15 protein-coding genes, 2 pseudogenes and 1 riboswitch are annotated in these 21,664 nt (G+C 45.9%); of the genes and pseudogenes, 11 read left to right on the top strand and 6 right to left on the bottom strand.

The genetic code is table 11. The features are described 5' to 3' along the window. Positions 1–274: 274 nt before the first annotated feature. On the bottom strand, positions 275–853 hold the full coding sequence (locus FJD32_RS07760) for a thymidine kinase (RefSeq protein WP_037420539.1): 579 nt from the start codon (positions 851–853) through the stop codon (positions 275–277). Between the two features lie 539 nt (positions 854–1,392). Between FJD32_RS07760 and FJD32_RS07755 the strand changes: the two genes are divergently transcribed. Both FJD32_RS07755 and FJD32_RS07750 read left to right on the top strand, forming a co-directional pair. Next, positions 1,393–3,507 (top strand): cytochrome c3 family protein, encoded by a 2,115-nt coding sequence (locus FJD32_RS07755; protein ID WP_109277872.1) that lies wholly within the window; start codon positions 1,393–1,395, stop codon positions 3,505–3,507. Positions 3,508–3,678: 171 nt separating this feature from the next. Beyond that, on the top strand, positions 3,679–5,829 hold the full coding sequence (locus tag FJD32_RS07750) for a M3 family metallopeptidase (RefSeq protein WP_055646638.1): 2,151 nt from the start codon (positions 3,679–3,681) through the stop codon (positions 5,827–5,829). A gap of 92 nt (positions 5,830–5,921) precedes the next feature. Here FJD32_RS07750 and FJD32_RS07745 read toward each other — a convergent pair. Both FJD32_RS07745 and FJD32_RS07740 read right to left on the bottom strand, forming a co-directional pair. Beyond that, a pseudogene (locus FJD32_RS07745) lies at positions 5,922–6,293 on the bottom strand (Na+/H+ antiporter NhaC family protein); the annotation flags it as partial. An 18-nt stretch (positions 6,294–6,311) separates the two neighbouring features. Continuing rightward, complete coding sequence (locus FJD32_RS07740; RefSeq protein ID WP_069453180.1) at positions 6,312–7,406, bottom strand: RNA-guided endonuclease TnpB family protein; 1,095 nt, start codon at positions 7,404–7,406, stop codon at positions 6,312–6,314. Positions 7,407–7,452: 46 nt separating this feature from the next. Between FJD32_RS07740 and tnpA the strand changes: the two genes are divergently transcribed. Continuing rightward, entirely contained in the window at positions 7,453–7,857 is a 405-nt protein-coding gene (tnpA, locus tag FJD32_RS07735) for an IS200/IS605 family transposase (protein WP_069453193.1), read from the top strand. A 62-nt stretch (positions 7,858–7,919) separates the two neighbouring features. Here the strand turns inward: tnpA and FJD32_RS07730 are convergent. The 3 genes and pseudogenes from FJD32_RS07730 to FJD32_RS07720 all read right to left on the bottom strand — a co-directional run. Beyond that, positions 7,920–9,116, bottom strand: a pseudogene (locus tag FJD32_RS07730) (Na+/H+ antiporter NhaC family protein); the annotation flags it as partial. A 79-nt stretch (positions 9,117–9,195) separates the two neighbouring features. Further along, positions 9,196–9,392: riboswitch (Lysine riboswitch) on the bottom strand. 95 nt (positions 9,393–9,487) lie between these two features. Further along, positions 9,488–10,414 (bottom strand): FAD-binding protein, encoded by a 927-nt coding sequence (locus FJD32_RS07725; RefSeq protein ID WP_037420528.1) that lies wholly within the window; start codon positions 10,412–10,414, stop codon positions 9,488–9,490. Next, a complete protein-coding gene (locus FJD32_RS07720) occupies positions 10,415–11,164 on the bottom strand; it encodes an electron transfer flavoprotein subunit beta/FixA family protein (protein WP_037420526.1) in 750 nt (249 codons plus the stop codon). A 309-nt stretch (positions 11,165–11,473) separates the two neighbouring features. Here FJD32_RS07720 and FJD32_RS07715 point away from each other — a divergent pair, with 309 nt between their 5' ends. The 8 genes from FJD32_RS07715 to FJD32_RS07680 all read left to right on the top strand — a co-directional run bounded on the left by FJD32_RS07715 (position 11,474) and on the right by FJD32_RS07680 (position 21,659). Beyond that, the gene (locus FJD32_RS07715; RefSeq protein ID WP_140907814.1) at positions 11,474–11,866 is read left to right on the top strand and encodes an H-NS family nucleoid-associated regulatory protein; all 393 of its coding nucleotides are present in this window, start codon (positions 11,474–11,476) and stop codon (positions 11,864–11,866) included. 207 nt (positions 11,867–12,073) lie between these two features. Next, positions 12,074–15,148 carry an amidohydrolase family protein gene (locus tag FJD32_RS07710; RefSeq protein ID WP_140907813.1) on the top strand — a complete coding sequence of 1,025 codons (3,075 nt, stop codon included), beginning with the start codon at positions 12,074–12,076 and terminating at the stop codon, positions 15,146–15,148. Further along, the gene (locus FJD32_RS07705; protein WP_055646641.1) at positions 15,148–16,437 is read left to right on the top strand and encodes an amidohydrolase; all 1,290 of its coding nucleotides are present in this window, start codon (positions 15,148–15,150) and stop codon (positions 16,435–16,437) included. The genes FJD32_RS07710 and FJD32_RS07705 overlap by 1 nt, the downstream gene beginning before the upstream one ends. A 77-nt stretch (positions 16,438–16,514) precedes the next feature. Then, positions 16,515–16,895 carry an Rcs stress response system protein RcsF gene (rcsF, locus tag FJD32_RS07700; protein WP_037420516.1) on the top strand — a complete coding sequence of 127 codons (381 nt, stop codon included), beginning with the start codon at positions 16,515–16,517 and terminating at the stop codon, positions 16,893–16,895. A gap of 98 nt (positions 16,896–16,993) precedes the next feature. Then, entirely contained in the window at positions 16,994–17,728 is a 735-nt protein-coding gene (gene tsaA / locus FJD32_RS07695; RefSeq protein WP_011716468.1) for a tRNA (N6-threonylcarbamoyladenosine(37)-N6)-methyltransferase TrmO, read from the top strand. After that, a complete protein-coding gene (locus FJD32_RS07690; RefSeq protein ID WP_011716467.1) occupies positions 17,729–18,358 on the top strand; it encodes an acyltransferase in 630 nt (209 codons plus the stop codon). Between the two features lie 198 nt (positions 18,359–18,556). Continuing rightward, positions 18,557–20,269, top strand: coding sequence for a proline--tRNA ligase (locus FJD32_RS07685; RefSeq protein ID WP_037428285.1), 1,713 nt, complete (start codon positions 18,557–18,559; stop codon positions 20,267–20,269). A gap of 265 nt (positions 20,270–20,534) precedes the next feature. Next, entirely contained in the window at positions 20,535–21,659 is a 1,125-nt protein-coding gene (locus FJD32_RS07680; protein WP_109277867.1) for a patatin-like phospholipase family protein, read from the top strand. Positions 21,660–21,664: the final 5 nt, after the last annotated feature.

Genomic DNA, 21,664 nt, shown 5'->3' with positions numbered 1-21,664 from the left:
AAAAAATCACTTAACACATCCTTTCTACGTGGGATTTTTCCCAACTTATGCTTAATGCATCAACATGAAGTACAACGGCAAAACTCACACTTATGCTTATCTGAGCGTATCGCCGCGATACATTCTTATTACCTTGCTCGAACAAGATCTAACTGCTCTTGGATGATGGATTATATGTGTTATATCTCACCATATTTTAATGACTTGGCAGCAAGCCTCAAAGTGGTTAGCACAAAAATTCTTATATTTTGGTTAAGTGCTAACCGAGCTTAGGTTAATCCCAAATAAACTCACGAAAATGTTTACGGCATACCGATTCGTAACTTTCATTACCGCCAATTGCGACCTGCTCACCTTCGCGCATGACTTTTCCTTCACCATCTAGCCGCACCACCATATTCGCTTTGCGACCACAGTGACAAATGGTTTTTAGCTCAATTAATTTATCTGCCCAAGCTAATAAATAATGGCTACCACTAAAAAGCTCACCTTGAAAGTCAGTCCTCAATCCATAGCACAATACAGGGATATCTATATTATCAACAATATATGTAAGTTGTTTGACTTGTTCTTTAGTTAAAAACTGGCATTCGTCAACCAACACACAACTCAGATGATTCACTTGATGGGCAGCGGTAATCATTTCAATCAAGTTGTCATCACGGCTAAAAACCTGCGCCTCAGTCTCAATACCAATCCGCGAAGCTACTTTGCCCTTACCGTATCGATCATCGATAGAAGCCGTCATCACTAACGTATTCATACCGCGCTCACGGTAGTTATAGGAAGATTGTAATAAAGAGGTAGATTTACCCGCATTCATTGCTGAATAGTAAAAGTACAATTGCGCCAAAATGAATCCCTTTTTCAAACTGATTGATCATATCTCTGTCACCAGAGTTTATGCCGCTTAGTTTAGCATTGCGCTTGACCCTAGCACACTAGGCCTTTCTCAGCTTTTATACTGAAATCTCAATCTAAATATCTAGAATGGATATTTTAGTGGTTTCATGGTCAATCAACTTTGAAAATCATTGTTCGTATTTCTGTTCAACGCTCAACATATGGAAACAGATAAAGCCATAAAAGCGCAATTGTTACAACAACCTTAATTTAACCTTAAAAATTGTTTTAATTAAGAAAAATCGCATTAACAAAAGTTTAGAAATGTGATCTACCTCCAAAGTTATAGTCCTAAATGCGGTTTGGTTCAAAAAAACAAACATATCAATAACAGTATTATTTCATCTGAGACTAAAAGTACTCAATTTAAAAAATAAAAGTATTCGATGCTTGCAAATGAAATCAGCGGTTCAAAGCACTAATCTCCCCTGCAAACGTTAGTGCTGCAATCCGTGCCTTTAAATGCGTATTGGATTAATGGAGATTATGATGAGAATATTCACCTCTAAAAAACTGGCATATGTTGTCGCGTTAGCACTTACCGGTGCTCTCGTTGGTTGCGGCAGTGATGGTAAAGATGGTGTAGATGGCGCGCCAGGCACTCCGGGGACACCTGGCACACCAGGAACACCGGGTGAACCTTGGGTTCCACCACCAGTCACGAGTTCAACAGTCACCAATGTAAAAGTACTGAACTATAGCTTTGGTGAAGGCAATATCACCTATGAATTTCAGATCACTGACGAAAATGGCAACTTAATCAATGGACTGAAAAATGCTGAAGCCAAAGTTGCAGCATTAACCGATAAAGGCTTTATCAATAATAGAAATGAAGCCGACAAAACAGACGCAAGTGGCAATCCTGTCAAAGATAACGTCAATATCGGTGGCGCTGCGACTCAAGCAACTGAGGGCGCTCTGCTCACTTCATTAGGCGATGGTCACTATAGCTTTAAAGCCCCAATGAAAGGTGTTAACGCAGGTACCGAAGGTATTGTATGGCTCAGAGTCGGCGGTAATGCTGAAACTGGCATTGCTCGCTCAGCACCGCTGGTGGTGAACAAGCCAGAGGGAACTCATTCAACCACGACCGATAGTTGCTATTCCTGTCACGTAGACTATTCAACAAGCCCACGTCGTCACGCTAGTTATGTAGCAACCGGTATGGACAGCGAAGTCACCTTCGTTGAAGGCTGTTTAGTCTGTCACGGCTCAGTTAGCTTTGCAGCAAAAAATGCCGAAGGTTTCTCTATCGGCGGTTATGCAACCAACACACTGTCTAAGATTGGCCACATTAATCACCAGAAATTTACTAAAGATTTCAGCGTGATGAACTGTAGTTCTTGCCACGTTGAAGCTCCAACCAATATTAGTGTTTCAGGCCCAGGCTGTATTGACTGTCACAATACTGGTGGTGTACCAGGCGCGATTGTGCCAAGTAATGGTGCAGATGTCCGTCCGATGCATGAAGGTAAAACAGGTATTACTGAGCGCCAAGCATTACGAGCTAAGTATAAACTTGAATTATCTACCCCTGTTAAAGTTGATGATATTTCAACAAAAACAGATCATTATGCGCCAACTGGTGCAGCTTCTGCCGTTACCGCACCAGGCTGGTGTACCACTCTGACAGTAAAAGATACTGACGGTAATATCTTTAGCATTAAAGATAACTTCAACTACTCAAATCCGCTGGTATTTGATGCTAAGAAACCGATTGTTTACGCAGGTGCTTATCTGCATTCCTACGAAAAAAATAGCTTAGTCGGTCGCCCAGGTAACCGTACTAACTATTACTATGGCTACAATGCTGATGGTACTAAAAATATCTGTCATCTGCTGACCGATATCAGCCCTGTAAACGCCAACTATGTCTACTCTGCACGTGTGACCTTCAGCACCGCAGGTTGGATGGAGTACGACGGTAACCAACGCTATCAAAGCAATGGCAGCCTCAGAGCCAATGGCTATGACGGCTCAATGGGGGTCTCGTTCACCGCATACTCTGATGTAGTCGATCCTGCGACTGCAACCAAAGTATCCGCCTTTGAACGTCGCACCGTAGTCAGTGATAACAGCTGTACTACTTGTCACAATGATGCCACCGCATTCCACAAAAATGGCGCATTTGACGAAGGCGGTAAGGCTTGCGTAGCTTGCCATGATAATGGTATGGCACGGACATCAGCCACACTCGGTGCTGGTTTTGGTCCTATGGTGCACAGCTGGCACTGGGGCAACGGTGCGAATGTCGGTGAGATGAAGGCCGATGGCACTCAAGCGAAAACCGCTAACGGTGCAGGTGCAATCAACCCAGTCACAAGCTGTGTTGCCTGTCACGAAACCGCGATTGATTTAAACAAAATACCAAACCAATACATCCTTGAACCTGGTAACAAAATGACCAGCCCTGTTACCGCTAACTGCTATGCTTGCCACACAGGCGATGCAGTCAAAGCTCACATGGCTAGCAATGGTGGCGAGATCAGCGTTCCTGCCGTAGGTGATTGGTTCAAACAACCAACAGGAGAAGCATGTGCTGTTTGCCATAACACAGGTAGCAGCTCAGGTATCGACAAATACCACAACTTCACCCGTAAATAGTTAATCGTCCCACTATTTTCCCTGCAAGAAAATAGTTCAAAGCGCCCCGTAACCTTGGGGCGCTTTTTTTGTTTACTTTTACTTACAACTTCATCCCATAGGTTTTCAGTCCTATTTAAGTTAGTAACGCTAGAGTCACAAAAACTACAATTCTAAGGAAATCACTCAACTATGCGTAAAAGTTTTATTGCCATCGCCATTGGCGCCACACTGATGACCGGAGCACTAGCTGGCTGTAGCACTCAAGATACAAAAGCTGCAAATGTCACCGCAGTACAAACCCAAAACCCCTTATTCCAAGCCAGTACACTGCAATATCAAGCACCTGATTTCAGCGTTATTAAAGACGAGCATTTTCAGCCCGCTTTAGAACAAGGTATTAAAGAGCAGTATCAAGAAATTTTAGCAATTGCTAACAATCCTGCTGCGCCAACCTTTGATAACACAATTGTCGCCATGGAAAAAAGCGGCGCCCTGCTCAACCGTGCATCGAGCGTGTTTTACAACCTCGCAGGTTCGAACAGCAATCCAGCCCTGCGTAAAATCCAAGGTGAAATGGCCCCAAAAATGGCTGCTCACTCGGATAACATCAACCTTAATCCTGCGCTATTCGCTCGTATTGAAGCCATCTATAACGACCGCAATAACTTAGGTTTAACGCCTGAAGCGGTACGTTTGGTTGAGGTGTATCACCAGCGCTTTATCATGGCTGGCGCTAAGCTGACCGATGAGCAGAAAGTAAAAATCCGCGCCCTGAACGAAGAACAATCAACGCTGACCAACGAGTTCTCTCAACGTTTACTACGCTTAACCAAAGAAATCGCTATTGTTGTCGATAACAAAGAACAACTCGCAGGCCTAAGTGACAGCGAAATCACCTCGGCAGCAAATGATGCCAAGGCAGCAGGCCATGAAGGTAAGTACTTAATCAATATCACCAACACTACTCGCCAGCCAATACTCGCCTCTTTAGAGAACCGTGAACTGCGCCAGCGCATTTGGGAAGCCTCGGCAAACCGTGGCTTAACGGGGGAAAACGAAACCGCATCTTTAGTGTCTCGCTTAGCCCAATTACGTGCCGAGCGCGCGGCTCTCTTAGGTTATGAGAACTGGGCTAGCTATCGCCTTACACCGCAAATGGCAAAAACGCCAGAAGCGGTTTACAGCATGTTTGGCTCTATGGTGCCAGCCGTAGTCGCCAACACAGAGAAAGAAGCGGCCGATATCCAAGCGATGATCAACAAGACCGGTGGCAAGTTTGAACTCGCACCATGGGACTGGGAGTTTTACGCAGAGAAAGTCCGCCAAGAAAAATACGCTCTTGATGCCAATAGCATTCGTCCCTACTTCGAATTTAACCGCGTCCTCGAAGACGGCGTGTTCTATACGCTTAAAGAGTTGTATGGCGTGACGTTAAAACCACGTCCAGATTTGCCTGTATACCACCCAGATGTGAAAGCCTATGAAATGTTTGATGCCGATGGCTCAAGCATGGCGATTTTCTATGCTGATTACTTTGCCCGTGAAGGTAAACGCGGTGGCGCATGGATGAGCTCGTTTGTAGGGCAATCCTTCCTCGAAGGTACTAAGCCTGTCGTAGTTAACGTGATGAACATTAAAAAGGCGCCTGATGGCCAACCTACCTTCGTCAGCTATAACGAAGTCACCACGATGTTCCACGAAATGGGCCACGGTACCCACGGTATGTTCTCCAAAGTGACTTACCCAAGTCTTTCTGGGACTTCGGTATCCCGTGACTTTGTGGAATTTCCATCGACTTTCGAAGAAGATTGGGCGGCCCACCCTAAAGTGTTAGCCAACTACGCCAAGCACTACGAAACAGGCAAGCCTATCCCTGATGAGTTACTGCAAAAACTGTTAAAATCCGGCAGCTTTAACCAAGGCTTCGATACGTTAGAGTATATGGCTGCGGCGCTAGTGGATATGGAATGGCACTCATTAAGCCCTGATGCACCATTGCAAGATGTAGCGACCTTTGAGGCTAATGCGCTGAAAAAGCACGGCTTAAATATCACCGCCGTACCACCACGTTATAAGTCAACTTACTTTGCCCACGCCTTCCCAGGTGGTTACTCAGCAAGTTACTACGCGTATATGTGGAGTGAAATTTTAGCGGCTGACGCCTTTGCCTATGTGCAAACCCAAGGCGGCCTAAACCGTGAGATCGGCATGAAATACCGTAAGACCATTCGCGAAGTGGGCAACAGTATTGCGCCAATGGAAGCTTACAAGAACTTCCGCGGCCAAGAGCCTACCACTGAAGGTTTACTCAACCGCCGTGGGCTCAATCAGACTCAGTAATTTTAGATACTGAGTAGATAAAAATCAGCCAGCATAGTTGCTGGCTGATTTGTTTTACATTCTCAATATAAGAGCGAAGTTAAATCACGGACTTATAAAGCCGTACTTTTGGATTTAATGTGCAAACCAAAAATCGTCAATACAAACAATATGCTACAAGTCACTAATCCCGCATTGACCGATTCAGTAAAGCCAAGCACTACGTAGCCGATCATGCTGATCAGCGCAACGATTACTGCGTAGGGAAGCTGCGTCACTACGTGGTCGATATGATGGCAACTGGCCCCCGTCGACGACAAAATAGTGGTATCAGAAATCGGTGAACAATGATCACCAAATACCGCCCCCGCTAATACCGAAGCCAGCATAGGTAACATCATGGCTGTGTGACTGCCCATCGCCATATCCGCAGCTATCGGCAGCATAATCCCGAACGTACCCCAACTGGTTCCTGTAGAGAATGCATTGACATCCTCCCCGCGCTAAAGCACGGGGATTCCTACAGCTAGACGGCGATGCCCCGCCGCGAGAATATTGGTTGCCGCGTTTATATCGCGGTCGTGCTCTGCTCCGCACTCAGAGCACACCCATTCTCTTATTCCAAGACCAGTTCTACCTTTCGGACTGCTGACGGGGATCGCCCCACAGCTCGAACAGGTCTGGGTGGAGTAGGATTCATTGACTATTTCGAACACAACTGACCGCGCTATCGCTTTATATTCCAATTGTGTTTTGAGCATTGACCAGCCTGCGTCTAAAACCGATTTTGCCATTTTAGTTTTCGCTAACTTGGAGCTGCTCACATCGCCAACAAATATTGCGGCATTTTCATTGACCAGCCGCGTACTAAATTTATGCAAAGCATCTTTGCGACGATTCTTGATCTTCGCATGAATGGCCTTGACTCGCTTTTTCTTATTTGCTCTTTGGGCAACGCCTAAATCCGCCTCTAGATCGCGGTAGAAGTTCCCCCGTTCTAATTTAGCCCCATCACTGCAAGTTGCCGTATCTTTTAACCCTAGATCGATACCGATGGCTGTCTTTCCAGAGGTGGGCGCTGAGGCGCCTACATGAACACACACATTAAAGTACCAGCGTCCTCTTGAGTCTTCAGAGAAAGATCCTGAAGTAAACTCGTATTGTGAAAGCCCGTAGGTATCCCAAACCTTAAAGTGCTGTTTTGCGAATAAGACTTGCCCACTCTTCCACTTAGCAGAACCTTTTTTAAACGGCACAAAGCCAAGAGAGCGTTTAGAGCCTGAGCTTATTCGCCAACGTAACTTCGCTCGTTTGAATTGTTTTCTTGCTTGGGCGTGTTTGGCGCAGACCTCTTGAGCTGTGTGGGATGGAATAATAAATCCAGATTCGTTCCTAAAACTTAGAATCGGTTTTTGCACATCGTAAGCCGACATCCAGACAGGTCTAACCGCGCCAGCATCGCTATAGTTGCGACTCGCTTTCATGGTTAGTTCGTTGGCCAGGTTAAAGCATTGATTTACTTCATACGCCATCTGTCTTAACAGCTTCGCATGTTTATCTTTTACCCTAACACTTAAAGTTTTGGTCTGAATGCTCATAATGCACTAATATAGGTTCTTTAAGCTTGATTGTAAAGGTTGGCCTATGGAATTACGAAGAGGAAGGCACTGCATATTTATGATGCATGTGCATCTTATTTTTATTGCTAAATATCGTGGCAAGTTATTTACGGATGCGCATCTAAAAACGATGCGAGACATCATGGAAAAGGTCTGTGCGGATTTTGAGGCTGAGATCGTAGAGTTTAACGGGGAGCAAGACCACGTTCACCTGTTAGTGAACTACCCACCGAAAGTGGCTATATCGAAGCTGGTTAATAGTCTAAAGGGGGTTTCTAGCAGGAAGTTGAAACAGTACTATCCAAATCTTCATAAGCCAGCCTACATGAAAAATGCACTTTGGTCGCCCAGCTACTTTGCAGGATCTGTTGGGGGCGCTCCAATAGACGTATTAAGGCAATATATTGAGCAACAAGATAGGCCGCATTAAGTTGCTTCGCAACTTGCGCTATCCTTCCCCGCGCTAAAAGCACGGGGCTTGTCGCGCATTTTGGTCAGGCCCGCTAACACAAACATTAATGCAGGTAAGAAAGCAAAGGGAATATTCCCAGTGGCTAGGCTAGCCATAAACTTACCGGTTTCAAGCTGGCCGATCACACCTGCAATGGTCCAAGCAAATAACAAGATGTAAATCGCAGGCAACATAGAGCGAGCGCCCTGCACTACACCTTTTAATACCATTGATTTTTCAACGCCTTGCACTAAGTTAAGTACCAGCGCAACCGCTAAACCAATCAGGGCACCAAAGAACAGTGATGAACTCACATCGGTTTTCTCGAAAGCAGAAATAATATTAAATTCAATGCCTTCTTTAGCTAATACTTGGGCACCGCTATCGATCATAAAATACAGGGTCGCAAATACCAGTACTGTGATAGGTAGGAATAACCCGAGGATTTTACCTGTTTCAGCTTCGGGTAAATCAGCATTAGCACCTGGCGGTAAACCTTTAGTCTCATCGTATAAATTACCGCGCATGGCATTTAATTCATGTTCACGCATAGGGCCAACATCTAAGCCCATAAACGCCACACAAAGCAGTAATAATAAAGAGAAAATTGCGTAGAAATTCATAGGGATCATTTGAATAAAGACACTTAAATGCCCTGAATCCGCAAAACCATGTGCTGTTAATATTCCGCCAATTAACGCAATAATATAAGCGCCCCAACTTGATACCGGTGAAATGACACAAACTGGTGCTGCGGTAGAATCTAATAAATAAGCTAACTTAGCGCGGGAAATATGGTAACGGTCGGTAACAGGCCTTGCGACAGACCCAACGACTAAACTATTGAAATAATCGTCAATAAAAACAACACAGCCTAAAAACATGGTCAGTAATTTCGCATCGCGCTTATTACGAATATGTAACATTGCCCAATCAGCAAATGCCCGAGCACTACCACTCACAGTAATTAGAGCGGTGATCATCCCCAATACAATCAAGAAACCGAGAATGTATAAATTCCAAGAATTTACGCCATCTTCCGACCAAAAAAGTCCTTTTACACTGTTAAATAAAAACTCACCGCTGGCCACAGGAGAAAGTTGATTGAGCAATAATACTCCAATCACAATTCCTAAACCGAGGGAAAGAAGCACTCGGCGAGTAAAAATCGCCAATACAATTGCAACCACAGGCGGGAGCAAAGAAAGCGCCGAATCGGCATAACTAACTACAGTCATTGATTATTTCTTCGTCAAAATACGAATGGAGGGCGACTGAACTGGTGGGAAAAGGCAATAGATACCCAAGATCACCTGTCCTATCAGTAGCGCTCCATAGTAACTATTCCTAATATCCGTATCTGGAAATACTATGGCAGTGTTGTACCTATTAGACACAACCCCAGCAGTTGATCGTGATAAATCAAACTACTTCGGCACCAAATCCTTTCGTGAACGATCAACGGAATCACCCTACTGATCACTACTGATATTTGGTGCGCCTCTACTTCTAAGAACGCCCATACATGGGCGTGAGGCTCATAAAAACATAAGCGGCTAAGCAGTTACCACCGCGAAGCCGCTTACTCTGACTTAGCTCACAAATAAAATCAACTTAAGCTTGCAATCAACTGCGGAACGGCTTCGAACAGGTCAGCTTCGAGGCCATAATCGGCAACTTGGAAGATAGGCGCTTCAGGGTCTTTGTTGATAGCCACAATCACCTTAGCGTCTTTCATTCCCGCTAAATGTTGGATCGCGCCTGAAATACCGACTGCAATATAGAGGTTAGGTGCGACAATTTTACCAGTTTGACCGACTTGCAAGTCATTCGGAACAAAGCCTGCGTCAACCGCCGCACGCGAAGCTCCTACTGCGGCACCAAGCTTATCAGCCAGTTGCTCTAACATCCCGAAGTTTTCACCGCTGCCCATGCCACGGCCACCAGATACGATAATGCCAGCATTACCTAACTCTGGACGTGCTGAAACTGTCAGCGCTTGAGACACAAACTGAGCTTTGGCTTCAAACACTTTATCCAAGGTAGTCACAGCAGCGTTATTACCCTGTGTCACCGCATCGAAAGCACTGGCACGCACTGTCATCACTTTGATAGCGTCATGGCTTTGAACTGTCGCTAAGGCGTTACCCGCATAAATCGGGCGAACAAAGGTATCGCTACTCACCACGCCAATCACTTCCGAAATTTGCGCCACATCTAAAAGTGCTGCCACACGCGGTAACGTGTCTTTACCCGCACTCGATGCCGCTGCGAGAATATGGCTGTAGTTTGGTGCTAAGTCCACCAGCAATTTAGCCACGTTTTCGGCTAAATGCGCTTCATAAGCGCTGTTATCGGCAACTAATACTTGCGCGACACCTTGTAGAGCTTGAGCGGCTTGCACCACTGCACCACATTGATGGCCCACCACCAATACATGTACATCGCCGCCGATCGCACGAGCTGCGGTGACAACTTTAGCGGTATCCAGTTTCAGCGCCGCATTATCGTGTTCTGCTAATACTAAAATGGCCATTTAGATCACCTTCGCTTCATTCTTTAACTTTTCAACCAGCTCTGCTACCGACGCAACCATAATACCGGCCTTACGTTCAGCAGGCGGCGTTACCTTGATCACCGTTTGATGCGCTTTGAGCGTCACACCTAAATCAGCTACCGTCAGCACATCTAACGGCTTACGTTTGGCTTTCATGATATTAGGTAATGAGGCATAACGTGGCTCATTCAAACGTAAATCCGCAGTCACCACAGCTGGCAACGGTAGATTTAAGGTTTGCATACCACCATCTATCTCACGAGCAACTTGAAGTGAATTACCTTCAACTTTAATTGCTGAAGCAAAGGTCGCTTGCGGCATATCCGTTAATGCAGCAAACATTTGGCCCGTTTGGTTATTATCACCATCAATGGATTGCTTACCAAACAGCACTAATTGCGCTTGTTCTTTTTCTTGTACTGCTTTAAGTAATTTGGCAATTGATACTGGTGCTAACTCTTCTTCAGTATCAATGTGAATCGCGCGATCAGCACCTAATGCTAATGCGGTACGCAATTGTTCTTGAACGGCTTTATTGCCGATGCTGACGACCACTACTTCAGTAGCACTGCCCGCTTCTTTTAAACGAACCGCTTCTTCTACTGCAATTTCACAAAAAGGGTTCAACGCCATTTTGAGGTTTGCGGTATCAACGCTGGTGTTGTCAGCTTTTACCCTGACCTTCACATTGGCATCAACTACGCGCTTAACAGGCACCAATACTTTCATAGGGCTTCCTTCCTACACTTTCATGTACATGGACAAAACATTGGTGATCACCAATGCAGGATAGAGCCACTTTACGTCCTGTTAACGTTAACGTCAACCAAAGTCAAACGCTTGTTTGCATTTTTAAGACTGTCGTATTGGCCACATTTTTGAACACTTATTTGCCATATATAAAAAGTTCAAAAATTAAATAATATTTAATTTTTGTTTATTGCATAATTTTATTTGATTCGAGCAATATTAGTTTCTATCATTTAGCTGTTGTTCACCATTATCCTGTAATAAAAATAGAGTGGGACGAAAATAGATATGAGCGAATTTTTAGAGATATTAACTCACGGTCGTCGTTTTAAAGCTGCTGTAAAAGATCTTAGCGTTGAAGAACTGCGTGATTTAGCGGCTAAACTAGATAAAATTTTAGTTGAGCGTGAGTCAATGGAAGCAGAAGAACAGCAAGCTATTGCTGCTCGTAATGCAAAAATTGAAGAAATCCGTCAACAAATGGAAGCCGTTGGTTTATCAATCGACGATTTAGGTGGTGTTGCATTTAAAGCCTCGAGCAAGAAACGCGCTCCTCGTCCAGCGAAATACCAAATTGAAGTTGATGGCGAAGTGATCCAGTGGACAGGTCAAGGCCGTATGCCAACAGTATTTAAGAACGAAGTCAATAAAGGCCGTTCTATGGATGATTTCTTAATCTAATCCAATACCGTAATGGTAATGACAATAGCCATTCGCTATTATCATTGAGTAACATAAAAAAGCTCGCGCCCTGCGAGCTTTTTTATGCCTATCCCACCCCGCCCATTGTCATTCAAGTAAATGCTTAAATTGCGTTACAATTCATCTTTAGTATTTACATCTACTTTAGGTTACTCTTTATTCACCCTCCGTCTAAGTGAATAAAAAATGCAGATAAACAATAAGATAATAATAAGCTGCGGCATAATAAGTAGTTTTGTATCTCAACCCATTTTTGCCGAGGCCAATCCCATCCCCCCCGTCAATAAGTTAACTGCATTGACCAATGCAGAATTAATTCTTGCACCGGGGAAACGACTCTCAAATGCCACATTATTAGTTGAAAACAATCGGATCAAAGCCATTATTGACCAAGGTGATATCCCCGCGGCAGCACTAAAAGTCGATCTCAGTGGTTATACTATTTATCCCGGTTTTATCGATCCTTTTACCGATTATGCTATCGAGTTTGAATATCCCAAATTGCAGCTCACTCGTCCGGTATATGATATTAAGCGTATTGGCGGGAATGCTGAAAATGGTGCAATTCACGCTGAAAAAGAATGGTTTAATTACATTTACCCCAATAAAGAACGCGCACGAGATTGGATCAATAACGGCTTTACCAGTGTACAAAGTAGTAAACTCGATGGTATTTTCCGAGGCACGGGTGTCAGTCTTTCACTCGCGGACAAAACTGCCAACGAGGTAATTTATAGGGCGCACAGCCAACCTTTTATGGCCTTCGATAAAGGTACGTCAGAACAAGACTATCCCAATTCCCTCATGGGTAGCATCGCGCTTATCAGGCAAACCTTTGCTGATGCTAACTGGTATAACCAAAATAAGCACAAATCGGTTAATAGTTCAGCTACACCTCAAATTGAATTTAATATTGCCTTCGAACGTTTAGATAACTTAGCCGAGAAACCAATCGTATTTGAAACAAAAAATCTGAACGATTTATTGCGTGCAGCTAACCTACTCAAAGAACATAAGCAGCCCGCCAACTTACTCGCAAGTGGCCAAGAGTATGCTCGGATCAACGAATTAAAGGCTCTGAATTATCCTTTAATTCTTCCTCTTAATTACCCACAAGCACCCGATGTGGGTACCGATGATGCCGATCGCGAAGTCTCCCTTGCAGAACTCAGGCAATGGGAGCGCGCGCCCACAAACCCTGCCGCAGTAGCAAATGCAGGTATCCCCTTTGCGTTTACCCAATTTGGCATTAAGACCGAGGCGTTTTGGCCACGCCTTCGTCAAGCGATTGCGCAAGGACTCAGCGAAGATAAAGCCCTCGCGGCCCTCACCACTCAAGCTGCTGAAATGGCAGGAACCGCTGACTTGACCGGAAAACTTGCTCCGGGCTATATGGCGGACTTTGTCATTACTAAGGGCAATATTTTTAAAGACGGACAAATTTACAGTGTCTGGCTACAGGGACAAGAACAAGCCATCCGCTCACTTTCACAAGCCAAGATGTTGGGTGACTATCAGCTGACGTTGAATAATTTAACTTTAGATTTGAACCTTGAAGAAGCAGACAAAGCAGGCAAAACCACTTTGCAAGGAAATCTGAGCAGTGGCGAGAAGAGTATTCCACTCTCCAACCTCAAGCTTGAAGACGACGGCCGCGTCAGCTTTAACGCCAATTTAACTGATGCAGGCATTCATGGGATCAGCCGTTTTACCCTCTGGTTTGCCAAAGACGGCATTCAAGGCCGGATGGTAGACGCCCAAAGTCGTAGCATTAATGTTGCTGGTATTGCCCTTACGCCTCTGCCAAAGACGGAGCAAGTAAGCACGCCTAAAGCCGATGCATCGCAAACCTTAGTCAGTCAACTGACCTACCCTAACGTCGCCTATGGTTTAAGTGAGGCGCCCAAAGCCGAGAAACTCCATATTAAAAATGCCACCCTGTGGACCTCAGATAAACAAGGTATCTTGGAACATGCGGATCTGCTAATGGCCAATGGCAAGATTGAAAAAATCGGCCAGCAACTCAACACGCCTTCTGGATATCAAGTCCTCGATGCAACGGGCAAGCACTTAACAGCGGGTATTGTCGATGAGCATTCCCATATTGCCATCAACGGCGGCACCAACGAAGGCACCGACGCAGTCACCTCTGAAGTGCGGATTGGCGATGTGATTAATCCTGAAGATGTCTCCATCTATCGCGCACTCGCGGGCGGTGTGACCAGCGCACAATTACTCCATGGCAGCGCTAATCCTATTGGTGGCCAATCCCAGTTAATAAAAATGAAGTGGGGAGAAAGCGCAGAACAGCTAAAGTTTGCCAATGCCCCTGCCAGTATCAAATTCGCCCTTGGCGAAAACGTTAAACAGAGTAACTGGGGCGAAAAGTTTGTGCAGCGCTTCCCGCAGACGCGCATGGGGGTAAAAGCCTTATTTGAAGAAACCTTCGATGCAGCACTCGCCTATGAGAATGCACTGAAGGATTATGATGATTTACGCAGCAGTGAGAAGAAGAAAACCCTCGCACCGCGCCCAAGTTATCGCCTGCAGGCGGTGGCCGAAGTGCTTAAGCAACAGCGCGATGTGCATATTCACTCTTATGTACAGTCGGAAATTTTAATGTTCCTGCGCTTAGCCGAAGCCTACCACTTTAAAGTGCAAACCTTTACCCATGTGCTTGAAGGTTACAAGGTTGCCAGTGAACTGGCTGCCCATGGTGCGGGCGCCTCGACCTTTGCCGATTGGTGGGCTTATAAGTTCGAGGTTTATGATGCGATCCCGCAAAACGCGTGCCTAATGCAAAAACAAGGTGTGTTGACGAGTATCAATTCCGATGACTACGAAATGCAGCGCAGACTCAACCAAGAAGCAGCTAAGTCAATGATGTATTGCGGTATGTCAAAGGAAGATGCCTGGAATATGGTGACCATCAACCCAGCGAAACAGCTCAGAGTCGATGAGTATATTGGCTCACTCACCCCAGGCAAAATGGCCGATATTGTGCTTTGGAACGCCGAGCCGCTGTCGATTTATGCCAAAGTGACCCAGGCTTGGGTTGAAGGCAAACGCTACTTCGATCGCGACCAAGACCAGCTTGCCCAGCAGCAAGTAGTGGCTGAGCGTGCCGCTCTTATCCAAAAAATTCTCAGTAGTGATGATAACGCTAAGGCGGGTGAAAAAGTTACACCGCTTAACGAGCCACAATGGCACTGCGATACCCATTATCAGGCTTGGGGCCAACATCATCAGGGAGCAAAATAATGAAGCACTTACCCACAACCTTGCTGCTGTCGACACTGGCCATCACCTTGTCCGTGCAGGCACATAATCTCATCCCTACGCCTAAACAAACTCACGGTGTGTTGATTAAAAACGCCACTGTGCATACGGTCAGCCAAGGGGTACTAACCAATACCGATGTGTTAATCGAAAACGGCAAAATCAGTGCGCTAGGACCACAGTTACACGTCAACGGGGCTGATGGTAAAGCACAGGTTATCGATGCCACGGGCAAACACTTATATCCCGGCCTTATTGCACTGGATACCAGTCTTGGCTTAGTGGAAATCGAGATGGTTCGCCCGACCGTAGATAACGCTGAAGTCGGTGACTTTAACCCGCAAATTACTGCAGCAACGGCTTACAACCCGGATTCGGAGCTGCTGCCAACCATTCGCTATAATGGCATCACTCACGCACAAATCGTCCCTAGTGGTGACGGACTCGCGGGCCAATCGGTGGTCGTCGATCTCGATGCGTGGACCATTGAAGATGCATTGCACCCCAGTGAAGGCCAATTTCATGTTTACTGGCCACAGATAAAACGCATGCCAGAGGATGAAAAAGGAAAAGCCAAAGCGATTGAAAAAAATCAGCAGGCTATTGATAAGCTAATCAACGCCTTTGAGGACGGTTACCGCTATTTCTTAAGTCAAAATGCACAGGATACGGACAACACGCCCAATCTGCGTTGGCAGGCCATGTTGCCACTGTACCAAGGTAAAGCGACGCTATTTGCCCACGCAGACAGTGTTAACCAAATCGAGCAAGTGATTGCCCTGACTAAAAAATATCAATTTAAATTGGTCATTGTTGGTGGTTATGATGCATGGCGACTGGCCTCAAGCTTAAGGGAAGTGAATGCCAGTGTGATTTACCCGCACACCCTAAGCCTACCTAAACGCACAGATGAACCGGTAGATTTACCGTTTAAAATCCCTTCGTTGCTAGCAAATGCCGGCATTCCCTATGCCCTTGGTTTTTCATCGGATTGGAACAGTCGTAACCTACCCTATGCCGCAGGTTACAGCGCAGCTTATGGCGTTAGGGCAGAGCAAGCGTTGAAATCTGTCACGTTAGATGCTGCAAAGCTGTTAGGGATTAACGATTTAGGCGCTATCGAAGTAGGCTATCAGGGCAGCGTTGTGCTGAGTGACGGAGATATCCTCGACCCCATGAGTAACAAAATTGATGCGATCTGGATTGAAGGAAGACAAATAGATCTGAATAATCGCCACCAGCAGCTTTATCAAAAGTATCTTAAGCGATAGAATTTACTGAGATAAATCGCACAGCACCGCGCAGTCCATGGGACTGCGCTTCTTTACCCTTAATCTCAGGTCAAACCATGAAAATCATCCTCTCAAGTGCATTAGTGCTCCTGCTTAGCGCCTGTGCCAGCGACTACAGTTTTAATAGCAATTTAGACGGTGAGGCGATTAGTGACTACTTCAAGGCGGGCGATGTTACGCTATTTGAAGGTGATAGTTTGCCTAAAGGCCACTACGAGTTGAAAGGCTTAGTGCAAGGAGAATCTTGCCAAGCGGATGTAAATGGCGTGCCAGCATCCTTAAGCGAAGCGAGAACCGAAGCCCGCCGCGCTGCGGCTGATAAAGGTGCTAATGGTATCATCATCAAACAATGTGTGATGATGGAAGAAGCTGCGCAAGGCTGTATCAGCCGCGCGTTATGTGTCGGTCAAGCGATTAAAATGGCCACCGCCGACTAGTTCATCGCGTGTATTATACTGCACGCCATTCTTGTTGTACTTTACAACCTAAGCCATCTGAGTTTGGGTTGTTGCTCCTTCCTTTAGGTGTTTTTTGCATGACATTTACCAACCAAATTACCGCTGTGGCCACCTGCCGTACCCCCTACAAACAAAAATTTGGCATTCCAAGGCAACCTGGTTTGGTGGAAGCACGCGGTTATGTTGAGCTGGAAGGCCATATCAATCATCTCGACGCCGTGCGTGGCATCGAGCAATATTCCCACCTTTGGCTGCTGTTTTGTTTCCATGAAAATCTCGCCCAAGGCTGGAAAACCACAGTTCGCCCACCGCGTTTAGGCGGTAATGAAAAACTCGGTGTATTCGCAACCCGCTCGACTTTTCGCCCAAACGGCATTGGCCAATCCGTGGTAAAACTCCACCGAGTGGTGCAACGTAAAGGCAAAGTATGCCTGGAGATTTCAGGCATGGATCTTGTCGATGGCACGCCGATTATCGATATAAAGCCCTATATTCCCTTCTCAGATTCGATTGAAGGTGCCGTCGGCGGTATCGCTCAAGAAGCGCCTAAGCTGATTAGCGTGGTTTTTTCCGAGCTCGCGGCAACGCAGATTAACGCCTATAGCAAACAGGACGCTTATACTGATTTGGCCGAACTTATCCGCGGCGTACTCGGACAAGACCCTCGCCCTGCCTATAAAAAAGCCAAGGATGATCCCAAGCTATATCAAGTGGCTTTGTATGACTTAGATATCTTTTGGCGGATGGCGGTTGATGAGGATGATCGGGAATATATTCAAGTGCTCGAACTCAAACCGGGGAAATGTGGCTAAATGCAGACGCTAAACACAACCGCATTGCCTGATTATCAGAGCCAACACAAAAAGCGTCTGTCTTGGATGCCCTGGCTGTATTTTTCACTCAAAGAAAAACACTTAGTCTGGGCTAAACCTTGGCAGGATGAAATTCAAACCAACCTTTGCGCCCTCGAAACCGTCACCATTGGTGATAACTGTTTTATCGCCCCCGAGGCACAATTATTTGCCGAGCCCAATCGCGATATCAAGATAGGTAATCATTGCATGATTGCCGCCGAATGTTTTTTACATGGCCCTATTACCCTTGGTAACGAAGTCGCCATCAATCATGGCTGCTCCTTCGATGGCGGTCGAGTGGGGATTCAAATTGGCTCCCAAACTCGCATTGCTAATCATGTCACTATCTATGCCTTTAATCATGGCATGGCGCCCGATACGCCCATTTATCAACAAGCCTCTCACTCTAAAGGCGTCGTGATAGGTAAAGATGTTTGGATTGGCGCACAGGCCGGGATAGTTGATGGTGTCACCATTGGCGACCATGCGGTGATTGGCATGGGCTGTATTGTCACCAAAGATGTCCCCGCATGGGCTATCGTCGCCGGTAATCCTGCACGGGTGATTGGCGATCGGCGAAATAAGTAAGCAGCGACGAGAATCTAGATACGAGCAATGACGAAGTCGCACCCTAACGGCGCAGCGCTTATCTTTGCTTTATCGGTTATCCAGCATCAAAAATGCTATTTGTCTCCCAGCTAGTTGAATTTAACCTAAATCCATAGGTGACATCATCAAAGCAGGTGATAAAATGGCGCCCATTCAACTCAAATTTGGACATCGGTAATGCGCGTTAGCAAATACCTACTTTCTACTCAAAAAGAAACACCTGCGAATGCAGAAGTCATCAGCCATCAATTAATGCTACGGGCGGGTATGATCCGCCGTAACGCTTCAGGCCTATACAGCTATCTGCCCACGGGCCTGCGTGTATTACGTAAAGTCGAAGCGATTGTTCGTGAAGAAATGAACAAAGCGGGCGCGATTGAAATCCTAATGCCTATGGTGCAACCGGCTGATTTATGGGTAGAAACGGGTCGCTGGGACAAGTTTGGTCCTGAACTACTGCGTTTTAAAGACCGTCATAGCCGTGACTTCGTTCTGGGACCAACCCACGAAGAAGTGATCACCGACTTAATCCGTAAAGAAGTCAGCTCTTACAAACAATTACCGCTGAATCTTTATCAAATTCAAACTAAATTCCGCGACGAAGTTCGCCCACGTTTTGGCGTGATGCGTTCTCGCGAGTTCCTGATGAAAGATGCTTATTCTTTCCATCTTGATGTGGATACCATGAATGAAACCTATGAGGCGATGTATCAAGCCTATAGCAACATTCTGTCGCGCATGGGCTTAGCCTTCCGCCCAGTTTTAGCGGACACCGGTTCTATCGGTGGCAGCATGTCACACGAGTTCCATGTATTAGCGCAAAGCGGTGAAGACTTAATCGCCTACTCTACGGGTAGCGATTATGCCGCTAACATCGAGAAAGCCGAATCGCCAATGCCAACCGAAACGCGCGGCGCGGCGACTGAAGCATTACGTTTAGTCGATACCCCAAATGCGAAAACCATTGCTGAGTTAGTTGAGCAATTCGGTTTGGATATCACTAAAACAGTGAAAACCTTGATTGTGAAAGGTGCGACTGAAGCGGCGCCACTGGTTGCGCTGATTGTACGTGGTGACCACGAGCTAAATGAAATCAAGGCAGATAAATTAGATTTAGTGGCATCACCATTAGAATTTGCCCCAGAAGCCCTGATCCGTGACGCCATTGGCGCAGGTCCAGGCTCATTAGGCCCTGTCGGCCTGAATATGCCGATCATCATCGACCACAGTGTTAGCGTGATGAGCGATTTTGCTGCCGGCGCAAACGTGGATGATAAACACTACTTTGGCATCAACTGGGAGCGCGATCTGCCACTGGCACAAGCGGCCGATATCCGTAACGTGGTTGAAGGCGAGCCAACACCGGATGGTTTAGGTACCTATGCCATGGCTCGTGGTATCGAAGTGGGTCATATCTTCCAACTCGGCACTAACTACTCTAAATCCATGAACGCGACTGTTCTCGATGAGAACGGTAAGTCACAGGTGCTGCTGATGGGTTGTTACGGTGTTGGCGTGAGCCGTATCGTGGCAGCTGCGATTGAGCAAAACTTTGATGACCGTGGCATTGTATGGCCAGAAGCGATTGCACCATTCAGTGTGGGCATTCTGCCAATGAATATGCACAAGTCGCACCGCGTCACCGATATCGCCGAGCAGTTATACAAAGACTTAAGTGCTGCGGGTATCGATGTCCTGTTGGATGACCGTAAAGAGCGTCCAGGTGTAATGTTCGCGGATATGGAACTGATTGGTATTCCACACACAGTGGTGATTGGTGATCGCAATATCGACGCGGGTGTATTTGAATACAAAAACCGCCGCACCGGTGAAAAACAAGACGTGCCATTCGACCAAATCGTCGATTTCTTAAAGAATCTGCAAGCTTAAGCACTGTCTTTTGCGCTGAATACACATTCGCCAGTGTGAGTTAATGGCTTACCATTAACCTCTCAATACAGCAACGCACTTAGGTTTAACTTAAGTGCGTTTTTTATTTCCCGTCTGTTGACGGCAAACATGCTCTCAAGTGCTTGCCTTTGCCTCTTCTCATCAAAAACTAAAGAAATGTCATTAAGATAACTCCTCAGACTTGCTTTTTTAGACAAGGCATTGCTTTAATAAAATCATAATAACAAGTCGTTGAGTATTAAGATTGCCAACATCAACAGCATTAGTTCTCGGTGGCGGTGGCGCTCGTGCCGCCTATCAAGTGGGAGTGTTAAAAGCACTGGTCCAGCTTTATCCTCGCAACCATGGCATTCCCTTCAAAATCATATGTGGCACTTCCGCTGGTGCCATTAATGGTACTTCAATCGCCACCCATGCCTCATGTTTTCATTTAGGTGTCAAAAAACTCGAATGGGTATGGCGTCATTTTGAAACTAGAAAAGTGTACCGAGCCACTCTTCCTGGCGTGTTAAAGCACCTCTCAAAAATGGCGCTAAAGGGCTTACAGGACGATAAGGTTAATACAGATGCTGGCAGCCTGCTCGATAATGAACCTTTACGGCACTTATTGAATGAACTTATTGATTTTAAAAGAATTGATCGCAATATCCGCAACGGCGCTTTAACCGCTCTGAGTGTCGATACCTCCTGCTATAACAACTCGCGTTCGGTGACGTTTTTTCAAGCGGCACGGGATATTGAAAACTGGACCCGCGCCAGACGCAGCGGTGAGCGGCGCATGTTAAATACCGAGCACTTGTTAGCAAGCTCAGCCATTCCCATGGTGTTCCCGTCAATTAAACTTAATCAAGCTTATTATGGTGACGGCTCAGTCCACCAGCTCGCGCCGCTTTCAAGTCCAATCCATTTGGGGGCTAATAAGCTATTAGTGATAAACCTAGACAGTCCCCATAAGCATTTTCCGATGGAGCTAGAATATCATCCGAAGACAGCGACCATCGCGGGTCATCTGTTGGATACCATCTTTTCTGATACCTTAAATAGTGATTTAGAGCGCCTAGAGCGCATAAATCATACGCTTTCCCTTATTCCAGAAGAAAGCCGTGCGCAACTAGCATTACACCCCATAAAAACCTTAGTGATAAAACCCAGTGAAGATTTAAGTAAAATCGCCGCCCGCTTCTATGACGATATGCCTTGGGCAATTAAAACCTTACTGGGATTTTTTGGTATCGATAGGCAGTCTGACTCAAGTATTGTGTCTTATCTCTTGTTTGAAAAATCCTATACCAGCGCACTTATCGATTTAGGTTATAAAGACGGCATGGCGCACCTTGACGAATTGAAAGCATTTTTCAATTTAGCCTAATGCGA

The sequence above is a fragment of the Shewanella sp. LC6 genome, from assembly GCF_006385735.2.
Lineage (GTDB): Bacteria > Pseudomonadota > Gammaproteobacteria > Enterobacterales > Shewanellaceae > Shewanella > Shewanella xiamenensis.
Note: the sequence above shows the minus strand (reverse complement) of the source record. Positions and strands in the feature narration are given on the sequence as shown.

What these genes read in the sequence shown, in the direction of transcription:
- FJD32_RS07755 (WP_109277872.1), top strand. Translation starts at nt 1,393, where the DNA reads ATGAGAATATTCACCTCTAAAAAACTGGCATATGTTGTCGCGTTAGCA.
- FJD32_RS07720 (WP_037420526.1), bottom strand. Translation starts at nt 11,164, where the DNA reads ATGAAAGTATTGGTGCCTGTTAAGCGCGTAGTTGATGCCAATGTGAAG.
- FJD32_RS07685 (WP_037428285.1), top strand. Translation starts at nt 18,557, where the DNA reads ATGCGCGTTAGCAAATACCTACTTTCTACTCAAAAAGAAACACCTGCG.
- FJD32_RS07725 (WP_037420528.1), bottom strand. Translation starts at nt 10,414, where the DNA reads ATGGCCATTTTAGTATTAGCAGAACACGATAATGCGGCGCTGAAACTG.
- FJD32_RS07750 (WP_055646638.1), top strand. Translation starts at nt 3,679, where the DNA reads ATGCGTAAAAGTTTTATTGCCATCGCCATTGGCGCCACACTGATGACC.
- tsaA (WP_011716468.1), top strand. Translation starts at nt 16,994, where the DNA reads ATGACATTTACCAACCAAATTACCGCTGTGGCCACCTGCCGTACCCCC.
- FJD32_RS07710 (WP_140907813.1), top strand. Translation starts at nt 12,074, where the DNA reads ATGCAGATAAACAATAAGATAATAATAAGCTGCGGCATAATAAGTAGT.
- FJD32_RS07705 (WP_055646641.1), top strand. Translation starts at nt 15,148, where the DNA reads ATGAAGCACTTACCCACAACCTTGCTGCTGTCGACACTGGCCATCACC.
- FJD32_RS07690 (WP_011716467.1), top strand. Translation starts at nt 17,729, where the DNA reads ATGCAGACGCTAAACACAACCGCATTGCCTGATTATCAGAGCCAACAC.
- rcsF (WP_037420516.1), top strand. Translation starts at nt 16,515, where the DNA reads ATGAAAATCATCCTCTCAAGTGCATTAGTGCTCCTGCTTAGCGCCTGT.
- tnpA (WP_069453193.1), top strand. Translation starts at nt 7,453, where the DNA reads ATGGAATTACGAAGAGGAAGGCACTGCATATTTATGATGCATGTGCAT.
- FJD32_RS07740 (WP_069453180.1), bottom strand. Translation starts at nt 7,406, where the DNA reads ATGAGCATTCAGACCAAAACTTTAAGTGTTAGGGTAAAAGATAAACAT.
- FJD32_RS07715 (WP_140907814.1), top strand. Translation starts at nt 11,474, where the DNA reads ATGAGCGAATTTTTAGAGATATTAACTCACGGTCGTCGTTTTAAAGCT.